Origin of the sequence: uncultured Plantibacter sp. (genome assembly GCF_963518075.1) — a bacterium.
Taxonomy (GTDB): Bacteria; Actinomycetota; Actinomycetes; order Actinomycetales; family Microbacteriaceae; genus Plantibacter; species Plantibacter flavus_A.
This window is the reverse complement of record NZ_CAUQHZ010000008.1, coordinates 108435-122256: the sequence shown is the minus strand read 5'-3', so window position 1 is coordinate 122256 and position 13822 is coordinate 108435. Positions and strand designations below refer to the sequence as shown.

Here is a 13822-nt window from a genome sequence, read left to right as displayed (position 1 = left end):
GTGACGTAACACGGCCGGTCGACGCCCGCGGGCACGCCACAATGGACACCTATGGACTGGCAGACCCCGGAAGACAGCGTGCCCTCCCGCTTCGTGACCGAAGCCGAGGTCGGCGCCCTGCTCGCGAACCCGCCCTCGAGCGGCGCCTGGCGCGACGGCGATCGGCCGGGCGACCGACTCTTCGCCCCGCTCGGCCGCCTCGACTTCGAGCACGGCGGGAGCATCCCGCACGCCAGACTCGCCTACGAGACCTGGGGCACCCTCGACGACGACGGCGGCAACGCGGTCCTCGTCCTCCATGCGCTCACGGGAGACAGCCACGTCCTCGGTGGCGCCGGCAACGGGCATGCGACCGCCGGGTGGTGGGCCGGCATCGTCGGTCCGGGACTCGCCGTCGACACGGACCGCTGGTTCGTCGTCGCGCCGAACATGATCGGCGGCTGCCAGGGCAGTACCGGCCCCTCCTCCTTCGCGCCCGACGGCGTCGAGTGGGGTTCACGGTTCCCGTACACCTCGATCCGCGACCAGGTCGAGGCCCAGCACCGGCTGCTCGGCCACCTCGGGCTCGACCACTGGGCCGCGGTGATCGGCGGGTCGATGGGCGGCATGCACGCCCTCGAGTGGGCCGCCACCCACCCGGAGCTCGTCGACCGACTGGCCGTGATCGCCGCACCCCCGGTCACGACGGCGGACCAGATCTCGCTGAACTTCGTGCAGCTCGAAGCGGTCCGCACGGACCCGCACTTCCAGGGAGGCGACTACTACGACGCCCCGGACGGTGAGGGCCCGCACCGCGGCCTCGCCCTCGCCCGACGGATGGCCCTGCTCAACTACCGCAGCCCGGGTGAGTTGAACGCCCGCTTCGAACGCAGCTGGCAGTCGAGCGTGAGCCCGCTCGGGCATGGTGGACGCTTCGCCGTCGAGTCGTACCTCGACTTCCACGGCAACAAGTTCACCCGACGCTTCGACGCCGGGAGCTATGAGACCCTCGTCGAGGCGATGAACTCCCACGACGTCGGGCGCGATCGCGGCGGCGTCGGCGCGGCGCTGCGGGCCTACGCCGGTCCGTCGCTCGTGCTCGGGATCGACAGCGACCGGCTCTTCCCGGTCAGTGGACAGGAGGAGATCGCACTCCACCTCGCCGGCAACCTCGACGGCACCCGACCATCGGTCCTCCGGTCCGATTTCGGACACGACGGCTTCCTCATCGAGAACGCGCTGGTCGCGCCGCATCTCAGCCGGCTCCTCGCCGTCTGACAGCCGCGCTCCGTCTGTCCGACAACCGTTCCGCGGCGCCCGTGTCACCCGATAAGGTGACTCCTCAGAGGAGCGTGAGCATGGATCGGGTGGCGAGGACCCAGCGACGGCTGCTGCTGCGTACGACGCGCCTCTTCGGGCTCGCGGGCTGCGTCACGGCCGCGATGATCCTCAGCGTCCCGGGCGTCGTCTCGGGCGGTCGGTACGCCGTCCTCCTCGTCCTCGTCGCCGTCCTCGCCCTCACCCACGTGGCCGCCGAGCAGTACGACGGTCAGCGGTGGGTCCTGCTGGTGTTCCTCGTCGGTGTCGGCGTCGTCGTCGTCATCGGTCTGTCCGACGGGAACACCGGCCAGGTCGGCTCCGCGAGCGCGATCGCCGCGATCACCTCCCTCGGGATGGGTGCTGTCGCGGCCCGACTGGTGCCGATCCGTCGCACCTGGCCGCTGCTCCTGACCGCGTTCGTCGTGACGGCGGCCACCATCGTCGTCGTCACCGGGCCCACCGCGCTCACGATCCCGACCATCGGCCTGACCGCGGTCGTGTGGATCGCGATCGGCGCCTTCGGCGGGTGGCTCGACACGAGCATCCCCCGACTCATCCGTCGGGTCGACACTATCGGCAACGCCTACAACGCTGAGCGGCTCGCGAGTCAGGCCGAGTCGCAACGGCGACAGGACGCACGCCTCCTGCACGACACCGCACTCGCGACCCTCACCATGCTCGCCCACTCCGGACGGGGCGTCGATGGCGCCGCCCTCCGCTCGCAGGCCGGGAACGATGCGCATCTGCTCCGCAGCCTCCGCCTCGGCGAGGAGCTGACCCCCGTCTCCTCCGGCTCGTACATCCTGCAGCGCGGTGTCGACTTCACCCTCGACGAAGGGATCGAGGCCGTGACGGACCGGTTCGCCGGGCTCGGCCTCACGGTCAACGTCTACGGCGGTGGACAGGCGAACCTCGACCCACGCGTGCGCGAGGCGTTCCTCCTCGCTCTCGGGGAGTGCCTGGAGAACGTCCGGCGTCACTCCGGCGTGGATTCGGCCGACGTCACGGTCTCGATCGACGAGCTGACGGCCCGACTCCTCATCACCGACACCGGCACCGGGTTCGACCCGTCGGCAGTGCCGGACGGCCATCTCGGCGTCGCGGAATCGGTCGTCGCGCGCATCCAGGAGGTCGGCGGACAGGCGCGCGTCTTCTCCGCCCCCGGGGCCGGGACGACGGTCATCCTGGAGGTCCCGCAAGCATGAGTGTCGACGCCCTCGAGCAGGCCACCGGACCGACCCGGCGCTACCGTCATCGTCGCGCCATCGACCGGCAGCGTTCGTCACTCGGAACGACACAGCTGGGCATCGGTCTCTCAGTGTCCGGCGTCATCCTCGTCGTCTACGCCGCGATCCGCTTCGTCAGCTCGGTCCACCACTACCCGCGACCACTGCTCAGCGTCGTCGCCTGGCTGCTGCTCACCGCGGCGATCGTGTCGACCTTCCTCCTCCTCCGCCGCTCCGCGTTCCACCTCTCGGATCGGCTGTTCGTCGCGCTGCTGATCCAGCTGGTGGTGGTCGCCGCGCTCGACCTGGCGAGCGTCTGGAGTCGCGACGCCGTGGGCGTCTATCCGACGGCGGCCGCGGCGGTCGGCGGCGTCCTGCTCGCGGTCGTCACCCTGCGCCCGGTGCGCGACGTCGCCGCCGCGACCGTGGTGCTCGGGCTGATGCTCGTGGGCTCGATCCTCACAGTCACGCGGACCCAGACCGCGACCCTCGGTGCGGAGCTGCTCTTCGCCGCGGTCGCCGTCGTCCCACCGCTCATCGCCTGCGCGATCGTCTCCCATTACCGCCGGATCGTCCGCCTCGAACTCGACCGGGTCATGGTCGCCTCCACCGTCGCGAGCGTCCGGGACGCACTCGGGTTCTTCGACTCGGAGGAACTCGTGACCCTCGACCTCGAAGCGGAGGAGCTGTTCGTCGGCGTCGCCGACGGCTCGGTCGACCTCCCGCTCAGCCCCGAGCTCGCGGCGCGCGCCTCCCGCCTTGCGACCGAGCTCCGGCGTCACCTCATGTCCGAGGGCAAGGAGTCCTGGCTCGAGCATGCGTTCCAGGAGTCGTCCGTGTTGTCGGACAGCGCGACCCTCCGCGACCCCGAGCGACTCGCGACGTATCTCGCAACGGATCAGCGGGATGGACTGCTCTCTGCAGTATGGTTGCTCCTCGGGGAAGCAGATGCGCAGAGTGCCAGAGCTGTGCTGACGCTCGGACCGGTCGACCGCTCCGAACGACCGGGCCGATCAGGTGCGCTCGTCATCCCGATCGTCCTCGAAGCGGTCGGAGTGCAACGCGCCAAGGTGGATCCCGCGGTGTGGGAAGCGCTCGGACGAGTGGGCAGCTCTACGGACACGTACCAGAAATCCCGGATCAGGATCGAGATCGACAGCACCGTCGACAATCCTGCTGCGGGCCAGCGGAAAGGGGAACGTCAATGACGTCACAGGAGTCTCGCATCAGGGTCGGCATCGTCGATGACCACCGGATGCTGCTCGGCGCGCTCACCGAATGGATCAGGAGCGTCGCCGACGACATCGAACTCGTCGTCGTGACCCCGTCCTGGCCGGAGCTGCTGACGCACCCCGCCTTCCCCGTCGACGTCCTGCTCCTCGACGTCGACCTCAAGGACAACGTCCCGGTCGCCGTGAAGCTCGCGACGCTGAAGACCACGGGCGTCACGACCGTCCTCATGAGCACCTACAGCGACCCGGCAGTGGTCCGTGAAGCCCTGGCCGCGGGCGCCCTGGGCTACCTCGCGAAGAGCGAAGACGCCGAGACCATCGTGCACGCCCTGCGTGCGGCGTCACGCGGCGAGTCCTACATCTCCCCCGAGCTCGACCTCGCCCTCGCGAGCGGAGCCTCCGGGACCGGCCCCCGCCTCAGCGCGCAGGAGCGTCGTGTCATGGCGCTGTACGCCGCCGGTGAGCCCGTGAAGATGGTCGCCGAGAGCCTCGGCATCTCCGACGAGACCGCGAAGAGCTACCTCAAGCGCATCCGCGAGAAGTACCGCAACGCCGGTATCGACGTCGGTACCAAGGTCGCCCTGCGCAAGCGGGCGATCCTCGACGGCATCATCGTCGACTGACGCGAACCGCTCGGTATGGCCGCTCACAACGTGAGCGGCCATACCTGTGTCAGCGCCAGAGGATTGCGAATGCTGTTTCCACTGGGTCTAAGCGTGCGCGTTCGCGTACGCAATGCAGGAGATGATCACCCCTTCGGAAATGCCGATCGCTGCAGCGATACACGCGGCGCACGCGATCCCGAACGTGACAATGCACGCAGCCGCGCAGAGGGTCGACAACAAGGCGAGCGCCCAAGCAGCCACTCCCTGCTGGCCGAGGCACCAATTCAATTCGCCCCACCAATCGCCGCTGCCCGCAACATCCCCGCTTCCCCCGACGAGTTGCGCCGCCTCCCTGGCAGTAATCGAGTCAGTGAACGTCAGTTCTCCGTCCTGCCAGGCTGTCAGCGACCCTCCGCCCGCCAGGTCGTCGACGAACTCGAGCTCAACCGTGTGCACAAACGCGCCTTCGGAGTCGAACAACACGGTGAAACTCGACAAGGGAGCGATTCCCTGCCCCTCCATCGGGAACCTCACCGCCGAGTTTCCATCGACAAGATCCAGAACACTCTCCTCGCCGAGCGCAGGTGCCCCGTGGCCCCGAATGTCCATGTGCTCTCGCGCCGTCGAGGTCAGAGAAACGCGCTCGACCTCGTCAGTGACCACGGTCGGCGTCTGCGCCGCTGCGCTGTGGAGAAAAGCTGAAACGTCCGCCACCGGGATCGTTTCCGCTGCCGCGGGTGCGGCATTGAGGCCGAGAGAAGAAAGAGCAATCACGACCAGCGTAGCCAACATTGCTGCTCGGTTTGATCGTTGCCCCTTCATCCTCGTGCTCCTCGAACGCGTCCAACACACGCCGCCGCCGCGACGAAACACCCGAGGGACATTGTCCACAGCACGCTCGCAACCTGCGGAGCGGTCGTCGCTGCGACGAGCGGTAGTCCTCCTCCAATGCACAGCAGCGCGACGACGACGCCGCGACCCATCCGGCCGTTCCCGGCTGCCGCGCGAGTGCTTCTCTCCACCATGAGCTCAATCCATCCTGTCGATGAGAGGATCTCGCGATGCCCGCACCGTTGCGGACATCGGTTCGACTCCACCAGCGTAGAATTTATGAACTTGAAATTCTAGATGTAAACCTGAGACGTGAGCGAGTCAGACAGGGATCGGCGCCGTCGGCGGGTTGCGGTCCGCGATCCTGCGCTCCTCGACATCATTCGCGCGGAGGAGCTCACGCCTGAGCTGCCGACGCTCCACGGAGAAGCTCGTGACGACGATCCCGAGGCCGATCACGGTCAGCACCACACCGGTCCAGACCGGGGCGAGGTAGCCGAGGCCACCGGCGATGACCACACCGCCGAGGAAGGCCCCGAGCGCGTTGCCGATGTTGAGCGCCGAGTGGTTGAGCGCTGCAGCGAGGGACTGGCTGTCGCCGGCGACGTCCATGAGCCTCGTCTGGATGGCCGGGCCGAGGCCCTGCGACGCGAAGCCGACGGCGAAGACGAACAGGAACATCGTCGGAGTCCACGTCGCGGTGAGCGCCAGGGCCGTCAGGACCACGGTCATGAGCGCGAAGAAGACGATCAGGGCCCGCCTCACCCCACGGTCCGCGAGATGCCCACCGACCAGGTTGCCGATCGTCATGCCGACCCCCATGGTCGCGAGCGCCCATGGGACGAGTGTCGCCGACTCCCCCGCGACCTCGGTCACGAGGGGCGCGAGATAGCTGTACACGGCGAAGAGCCCGCCGAACCCGATCGACCCGAACCCGAGCACGAACCACACCTGGCCGCGCCGGAAGACGCGGAGTTCACGACGCATCGTCTGCTGCGGATTGCCCGCCTGCACCGGCACGGCGAACCAGATGGTCACGGTCGCGAGCGCGAAGATGCCGGTGACGATGAGGTAGGCGGAGCGCCACCCGAACTCCTGGCCCACCCAGGTCGCGAACGGCACGCCCACGACGTTGGCGATCGTGAGCCCGGTCATGACGAGCGCGACGCCCTTGCCGCGCTTCCCCGGCCCCATGAGACTCGCGGCGACGAGGGCGGCCATGCCGAAGTAGGCGCCGTGCGGCAGCGCCGCGACGAACCGGGCGAGCAGGACGAGGCCGAAGCTCGGCAGGACCGCCGACGCGAGCGTGCCGACGGTGAACGCGACGCCCAACCAGAGCAGGACGGTCTTGCGCCGGTACCGCGCGACGAGCGCGGCGATCGTCGGCGCACCGACGACGACGCCGAGCGCGTACGCCGTGATCAACCAGGCGGCCTGCGCGTTCGCCTGTTCCTGGCTGCGAGCAGCCAGCTCGGGCAGGAGGTCGGTCGCGATGTTCGGCAGCAGACCCATCGCCACGAACTCGGTCGTGCCGATGCCGAAGGCCCCGACGGCGAGCGCGAGGATGGCAAGACGAACACGGGTCGGCGACAGCTGCGTCGACCCGTCCAGGATGGTGGGCATGGATCGAGTGTACGGGAATCCTCGAATCGATTCGAGTCCCGACGGACGAAACCGGACGACCGCTGCCCGATGGGCTCAGCCGTCGTTCTCGAGCGCGGCGTCGAGCCGGTCGAGCTTGGCGGTCAGCTCACCCGTGTAGCCGGGACGGATGTCGGCCTTCAGCACGAGCGAGACCCGGCTGCCGTAGGCGCCGACCGCCTCGGTGGCGTCCTTGATGACCGCGAACACCTCGTCCCACTCCCCCTCGATGGTCGTGAACATGGAGTCGGTCCGATTCGGCAAGCCGGACTCGCGGACGATCCGCACAGCCGCGGCGACCGCGTCGTGGACGGAACCGTCCGAGTTGCCGGTGCCGCTGGGGGCGACGGAGAAGGCGACGAGCATGGTCACTCCTTGTGGGTTCGAGCGGGGACGGGGATGGAGACCGAGGAGACGTCCTCGTCGTGGTGACGCGGCGAGAACAACGCATGGACGGCCCAGCCGGCGAGGACCAGATAGGCGAGGTTGCGGACCGTCAGCACCGTCACGAGGACCGGGTCGACGTTGAGCAACCACAGGTACAAGTAGGGGTAGACGAGCTGCGTGAGCGCGGCGATCATCACCGCGAGGACGGCCGGCGCGAGGAAACGCCGACGCTGCAGGACGATCCCGAGGATCACCGGTGCAGCCAACCACATCGCGAACTGCGGTGACCCGACCTTGTTGAAGATGATGAGCGTGAGGACGAAGAGGAGCGACAACGGCGCGAGCACCTGCACGAGTGGGCGCCCGGACCGCACTGCGAGTACCCCGAGGAGCACCGCGCCGGCGACGGCGAGACCGAGGAGCGGCGTCATGACGGCGATCGCCGTGTCGACGCCCGGGCCCGTCACCTGGAAGGTCAGGATGTCGCGGTCGTAGTAGACGAAGCTCTGCGGGACGCCCAGGACGGCGAGCCACAGGTAGGCGTTGCCGATGGGCGACTCGATCTGGAGACCGCGTCCGGTCTGCTCCGTCACGAAGCTGACCGCGTTCGCGCCGCCGAGCACGAGGCCGACCCCGAGGACCACGGCCGACGTCGCCGCCGCCGCGATCAGCACCTGGCCGCGGTGGCGGTGCGCCAGGACGATCGCGCCGATCAGGGCCGCCGGCCAGATCTTCATCCAGGCGGCGAGCGTCAGGAGGACGGCGGCGACCCGCGGGCGGCCGGCGACCCAGAGGAGCCCGACGATCGCGATGGGGACGGTCACGGAATCGATCCGGGCGAGCGCGATCGGTCCGAGCAGGAGGAGGAACGCGAGCCACCACCATGCCGCGACCAATCGTGGGCGCGAGTGGCCGTTGCCGAGGAGGACCGCGAACGCCCCGGCGTTCATCGCGGTCACCAGCAGGAGCCAGCCGACGCCGTACCCGGCGCTGCCGAGCAGCAGCGGGATCAGCATGGGGACGATCGCGAGGATCGGGTAGACCCAGGGCTCGTCGATGGCGGGGATCGGGCCGCCGGACGTCGCCTGTTCCACCCACGGCCGGTACACGAGGACGACGTCGCCGAGCGGGAGACCCTCCGCCACGAGGCACAGCCACCCGACGAGGAGGTGCACGAGGCTGAACCCGCACCAGAGGAGCCAACGCCGCATCACGTGGACCATCCTAGGCTCGCGCCGCCTGTGGAACCCGTCCGCCACTGGCTCGACGCCCGAGCGGGTCGGGTCCGCGAGCCTGCTGATCAGTACCCGCTGAAGGCGTCGGTGCGGACGTGTCCGACGCCGATCCCGCGCAGGGCGGGCTTCAGGGCCTCGATCATCGCGGGCGGCCCGGAGATGAAGACCTCACGCTCGGCCAGATCCGGGACGGCCTCAGCGAGGCGTTCGTGGTCGAGGCGCCCGGGTCCGAGGCCACGCCAGCCGTCCGGCAGCCGGATGTCGTCCGTCGGTCCCACGACGAGCACCGGTGTCCCCCAGGTCTCGAGCTCGGCCGCGTAGGCGAGCTCCTGCGCGTCTGACACGACGTAGACGAGGACGACGTCACGTTTGTCGGTGCGGAGGTGCAGGCGGGACAGCTGACTGGCGAACGGGGTGATCCCGATGCCGGCGGCGATGAGCAGGATCGGCTTGCTCGCGTCCTTCGGCAGGACGAAGTCGCCCCACACGCCGGTCGCCGAGAGGCTCGCGCCGACCGGCAGCGCACTCAGCGCCCGCTTGAAGCTGCTGGCCCGCTCGGGCACACGCATCGCCACGCGGATCGTGCGGTCGTCGTCGGGTGGCGAGGAGATGCTGAAGACGCGCCTCGAGCCGCGGACGTCGGCTCCGCGGTGCGGCAACGACAGCTCGAGGTACTGGCCGGCCGCGAACGGGATCGACCGCTTCGAGCTGAACCGGTACTCGACCGCCGTCGGGGTGAGGGCGCGGGTGCCTTCGAGCGTCAGACGCATCCCCCGACGACGGGCGACGGCGAACGCGAGCACGTTGCCGACGATGAGCGCGAGCTCCGGGGTCGACGCCACCTGGCCGAGCATGAACGGGATGGAGAACAGCACCGCGACGATCGCCGCCTCGGCGAGCTGCTGCCAGCGCCGCGGCGGGAGCGTGAGCGGCTCGGTGAGCATGAACGCCGCGAGGAAGAGGATCGGGTATGACGTGAGCGGAGCCAGCAGTGCCGGTCCCAGTTCTTGACCGCCGGTGACGAGCCGGACGGTGACGAGCGCCCAGGAGAGCACGATGAAGACGAGCGCCATGGTGAGGCGCTTCGTCCGGATGAGGACGAGGCCGCCGAGGATGACCACACCGGGCAGCAGCCACGGGTTGGCGACCCACCAGACCGACGGTGACACGCCCGGGAGGGTGACGTAGCTCGCCACCACGCTCATCACCAGTGCAGCGATGGCCGCCGGATTGAGGACGTGCCGACCCCTGATCGCGAGCAGGTACTTCGACGCAGAGGCGACCGTGGCGGCGAGGGCGATCCAGGCCAGTGCGGTGGGCTCGCTCGTCGGCCACAGGATGAAGAACAGCAGGAGGGAGGTGATGACGGACGACTCGCTGTGCGGCTGCACCTGGAACAGCGCACCGAACAGGCGGTTCGTCAGGTAGCCGACGACGAGCAGCGTCACCAGGGTGGCGAGGAGCTCGAGCGGCTTGTAGAACACCTGCCCGAAGAGTGACAGCACGAAGGCGTAGATCGCGAGGGTGCCGAGTGACAGCGTCACGAGGCGGTACATGGTGACCCGCCCGAGGACGGTGCCGAAGAAGGAGCCGGTACGGCCGTTCATGTGCGGTCTGCTTTCTGGGAGATGGTGCCGACCGGGCTCGGGCCCTGTGGCGCGTGACTCAGGTGAAGAGTTCGCCGGGGAACCCGACGGACCGGTCGGTGAGACCGGACGTGAACATGCGGACGCTCTCGAAGGTGAACGCCTCCGCCAGGGTCTCGTGATCGGTGAAGAACAGCGCGGTGGCCAGTCCGTCGGCCACCATCGCCTCCCGGGCGGTGACCCAGGTCGCCGCGACGGTCCTCGTCGGTTCGCCGGTCCGGCCGTCGATGACGTGGTGGAGGCCGTCGCCCCAGGCACGACGATTGGTGGCGGAGGCGCAGAGGGCTCCGTCGTCGATCGTCGCGACCCCGATGGCCTTGCTGGGATCGTACGGATGCTCGAGCGCGATGCGGAGCGGGTCCGACGTGCGGGACCCGTGCTCGTGACGCAGGTCGCCCGAGGCGTCGACCGTGAAGGACTCGTGGCCGTGGCTGCGGAGGAGGTCCGCGACGAGGTCGACGAGCCGCCCCTTGCCGGCCGCACCGATGTCGATCACGAGCGGAACGCTCGTCTCGAGCACCTCGCCGTCCCACCGGGCCACGTCGTCCCAGTGCGGGGCGGCCACCGCCGGGCCCTGGGGGACGAGCGAGTAGGAGGCGTCGTAGCCGAGCCGTTCGAGCGAGGTGCCGATGAACGGCGTCACGGCTCCGGCGGTGGCATCGTGCAGACGCCGGTACGTGTCGAACAGCGCGACCGCGTCCTCGCGCGCGTCGTCGGGGAAGGCGGTCGAGACCGGGCCGGCGGCGAAGCGCGCGATGAACGCGTCGTCCCGGAACCTCGACCAGGTCCGGTCGAACCGGTCGATGCACGCGGCGACGGCCTCGGCGGTCTCGGGCTCGAGCGGGAGAGCCGTGTCGAGCTCCCATCCGGTGCCGATCGCCTCGAAGCGCAGTGTCGTCTCGCTCATCGTCGGTCCGGCCCTGCGGCTCAGCCCTTCGCTTCGGTCTTGATCGTGTCGATGGCCGCGTTGAAGCCGCCGCTCGTGAGCGAGGAACCGGCGACCTTGGAGACCTTGAGGCTGTCGATGTCCTTGCCGACCACCTCGGCGGCGATCCCGGAGATGAACTCCGCCTGGTAGCGCTTGCTGTTCGCGCTCTCGGCGTGCGAGACGACGTCGACCGCCGTGACCGTGTCCGCGGCGAGGGTGACGGTCACCGTGATCGACTCGGTGCCGTTCGGCGACTGGTAGCTGCCGTCCGCGGTGTAGGAGCCGTCCTGGTAGTCGGTGGCGCCCGAGCCCGCCGCGGCGTCGGTCGAGGTGGTCGCCTCGGGCGTCGCCGCACTCTCGGTGCTCGGCTGCGTGGTGGTGGTCGAGCTGCCGGCGTCGGCCGCCGAGCAACCGGCCAGGCTGCCGACGAGGGTGAGGCCGGTCAGAGCCGCGAACGTCGTCTTCTTCGCCGCCACGGACAGCCGTGGCGTGCGGACGGGAGGCTGGGTGGTGGTGGGGTTGCGCATCGTTCAATCTCCTCGGGCGATGTGTGGGCCGCGGTGCGGCGGCCGCCGCGGCGAGGTCTCCGCCGCGGTGGCACCAGTGTCCTGAGCTTCCCTATGGGCGAGCTATGAGCGTTCTGGGAGTTGTCCTTCGTCCACCGATGAACGCTCGTTCAGCGGAGGAGACCATCGACGACACCGCGCACCGCTTCGGCCACGTCGAGCGCGGCCAGCGGGCCGTCGGCTGCGGCGGCGTCCCCTGCGGCCGCGTGCAGGAGCACCCCGCTCGCGGCGACGCTCGCCAGGCAGCCGGGGTCGGCGAGCACGCGCTCGGCGTTCGTGGCGACGAGCGCCCCGATGATCCCGGCCAGGGCGTCACCGGTGCCGGCGGTCGCGAGCCAGGGCGATCCGCCGGAGACCGTGATGGCGTCGCCGTCCGGCGCGACCACGTGGGTCGTGCCGCCCTTCAGCACCACGATGATGCCGAGGCGGGCGGCGACGTCGGCCGCGTACGACACGGGGTCGGCGCGGATGTCCCCGACCTCGGCCGGGCTCCCCAGGCCGCTCAACATGGTCGCCAGTTCACCGACGTGGGGTGTGGCCACGATGCGCCACGACTCGTCGACACCGAACGCCCGCTGGTGGGCACCCGCGGCGACGCGACGGAGCGACCCGGCATCGGCGACGACCGGCTCGCCCCCGTGCAGGGCTGCGTCGAGCAGCGAGCTCTCCTCGCGGGTCAGCTTGCCGGGGTCCATGCCGGAGCCGATGAGCCAGGCCTGCACGCGCCCCTCCGCCGTCACGATCTCGGGACGTCGCTGCAGCACGAGGTTCGCCGGTCGGTCCGCTCCGAGGTAGCGGACCATGCCGACGCCGGTGCGGATCGCCGCCTCGACACCGATCACGGCGGCACCCGGGTAGCGGTCGGACCCGGTCACGACGCCGAGGACACCCCGGGAGTACTTGTCCGATTCGGCATCGGGCACGGCGATCCAGTCGCGTGCGTCGGCAGGGGTCCAGAGTCGCGGTTCGGCCATGCCATCACCCTAGGCCAGTCGCCGCGGCGACCCGGCTCTGAGCCGTCGATCGTCGGTCATCCCGGTGTCGGGAATCCAAGCGCGCCCGGGGACGTTGAGCCGGGTGGCGACGCCCGTCGCCCCGAGACCCGAGGAGTTCCGTGCCCCAGCTGTTCGATCCGATCACCATCCGCGACCTCACCGTCCCCAACCGCCTGTGGATCGCCCCGATGTGCCAGTACAGCGTCACCGCCCGGGACGGCGTCCCGACGGACTGGCACCTCATGCACCTCGGCCAGTTCGCGGCGGGCGGCTTCGGCCTCGTCATCTCCGAGGCGGCGGCGATCAGCCCCGAAGGTCGGATCACCCCCCAGGACGCAGGCATCTGGAACGACGAACAGCGCGACGCCTGGCGACGGATCACCGCGTTCATCACCGATCAGGGTGCCGTCCCCGGCATCCAGCTCGCGCACGCCGGCCGGAAGGCCTCCACGTTCGCCCCCTGGGGCACCGACGGGCACGGCAGCGTGCCGATCGAGGAGGGCGGCTGGTCGACCGTCGCCCCGTCGCCCGAGCCCTTCCCGGGCTACGCCGTCCCGGAGGCCCTCGACGAGGAGGGGATCGACCGCGTCGTCGACGACTTCCGGACGGCGGCCGTCCGGTCGGTCGACGCCGGCTTCCAGGTCATCGAGCTCCACGCCGCGCACGGCTATCTGCTGCACCAGTTCCTCTCCCCGCTCGTCAACCACCGCGAGGACGGCTACGGCGGCTCGCTCGAAAACCGGGCCAAGCTCCTCCTGCGCGTCGTCGAGGCCGTGCGCGGGGTCCTCCCGGCCGGTCTGCCGTTGTTCGTCCGGTTCTCGGCCACGGACTGGGTGGACGACGGATGGGACGAGCACCAGACCGCGACCGTCGCCGCCTGGTGCGCCGAGCGAGGCGCCGACTTCTTCGACATCTCCACCGGTGGAGCCGTCGGCGGCGTCCGCATCCCGCTCTCCCCCGGATACCAGGTCCCGTTCGCGGCGCACATCGGATCGACAGGTGTCGACACGAGCGCCGTCGGGCTCATCACCGACGCCCAGCAGGCCGCGGCCATCGTCGCCGACGGGCAGGCGGAGGCGGTCATGGTCGCCCGCGAGGCGCTCCGTGATCCGCACTTCGCGTTGCGCGCCGCGACCGAGCTCGGCGTGGAGGTCGCCTGGCCGGGCCAGTACGAGCGGGCCAAGCCGCGCGCCTGAGCGCGACCCCGACACGACGACGGCCCGCACGCGAT

The 13822-nt window shown here is 70.0% G+C and carries 13 protein-coding genes; 5 read left to right on the top strand and 8 right to left on the bottom strand.

The features are described from left to right. Window positions 1-51 precede the first annotated feature (51 nt). From RWN05_RS11320 to RWN05_RS11305, 4 genes are all read left to right on the top strand, one after another. Entirely contained in the window at window positions 52-1257 is a 1206-nt protein-coding gene (locus tag RWN05_RS11320; protein WP_314139594.1) for a homoserine O-acetyltransferase, read from the top strand. An 89-nt stretch (window positions 1258-1346) separates the two neighbouring features. Beyond that, window positions 1347-2504, top strand: coding sequence for a sensor histidine kinase (locus RWN05_RS11315; RefSeq protein WP_153303451.1), 1158 nt, complete (start codon window positions 1347-1349; stop codon window positions 2502-2504). After that, complete coding sequence (locus RWN05_RS11310; protein WP_314139592.1) at window positions 2501-3733, top strand: hypothetical protein; 1233 nt, start codon at window positions 2501-2503, stop codon at window positions 3731-3733. The genes RWN05_RS11315 and RWN05_RS11310 overlap by 4 nt, the downstream gene beginning before the upstream one ends. Next, the gene (locus tag RWN05_RS11305; protein ID WP_056012577.1) at window positions 3730-4380 is read left to right on the top strand and encodes a response regulator transcription factor; all 651 of its coding nucleotides are present in this window, start codon (window positions 3730-3732) and stop codon (window positions 4378-4380) included. Before RWN05_RS11310 ends, RWN05_RS11305 begins: the two co-directional genes overlap by 4 nt. 87 nt (window positions 4381-4467) lie before the next feature. Here RWN05_RS11305 and RWN05_RS11300 read toward each other — a convergent pair whose 3' ends face one another. From RWN05_RS11300 to RWN05_RS11265, 8 genes are all read right to left on the bottom strand, one after another. Beyond that, on the bottom strand, window positions 4468-5184 hold the full coding sequence (locus tag RWN05_RS11300; protein ID WP_314139590.1) for a hypothetical protein: 717 nt from the start codon (window positions 5182-5184) through the stop codon (window positions 4468-4470). A gap of 330 nt (window positions 5185-5514) precedes the next feature. Then, entirely contained in the window at window positions 5515-6816 is a 1302-nt protein-coding gene (locus RWN05_RS11295; protein ID WP_079002790.1) for an MFS transporter, read from the bottom strand. Window positions 6817-6891: 75 nt separating this feature from the next. Then, window positions 6892-7200, bottom strand: coding sequence for a thiamine-binding protein (locus tag RWN05_RS11290; protein WP_064295260.1), 309 nt, complete (start codon window positions 7198-7200; stop codon window positions 6892-6894). Between the two features lie 2 nt (window positions 7201-7202). Further along, window positions 7203-8432, bottom strand: coding sequence for a glycosyltransferase 87 family protein (locus RWN05_RS11285; RefSeq protein ID WP_314139588.1), 1230 nt, complete (start codon window positions 8430-8432; stop codon window positions 7203-7205). 89 nt (window positions 8433-8521) lie between these two features. After that, window positions 8522-10063 carry a hypothetical protein gene (locus RWN05_RS11280; RefSeq protein ID WP_314139587.1) on the bottom strand — a complete coding sequence of 514 codons (1542 nt, stop codon included), beginning with the start codon at window positions 10061-10063 and terminating at the stop codon, window positions 8522-8524. Between the two features lie 58 nt (window positions 10064-10121). Continuing rightward, a complete protein-coding gene (locus RWN05_RS11275; protein ID WP_079002792.1) occupies window positions 10122-11009 on the bottom strand; it encodes an FAD:protein FMN transferase in 888 nt (295 codons plus the stop codon). A gap of 20 nt (window positions 11010-11029) precedes the next feature. After that, window positions 11030-11557, bottom strand: coding sequence for an FMN-binding protein (locus RWN05_RS11270; RefSeq protein WP_139205505.1), 528 nt, complete (start codon window positions 11555-11557; stop codon window positions 11030-11032). A gap of 149 nt (window positions 11558-11706) precedes the next feature. Further along, entirely contained in the window at window positions 11707-12570 is an 864-nt protein-coding gene (locus RWN05_RS11265) for an ADP/ATP-dependent (S)-NAD(P)H-hydrate dehydratase (protein ID WP_314139584.1), read from the bottom strand. Window positions 12571-12710: 140 nt separating this feature from the next. Here RWN05_RS11265 and RWN05_RS11260 point away from each other — a divergent pair, with 140 nt between their 5' ends. Further along, window positions 12711-13787 (top strand): NADH:flavin oxidoreductase/NADH oxidase, encoded by a 1077-nt coding sequence (locus RWN05_RS11260; RefSeq protein WP_314139583.1) that lies wholly within the window; start codon window positions 12711-12713, stop codon window positions 13785-13787. Window positions 13788-13822 lie beyond the last annotated feature (35 nt).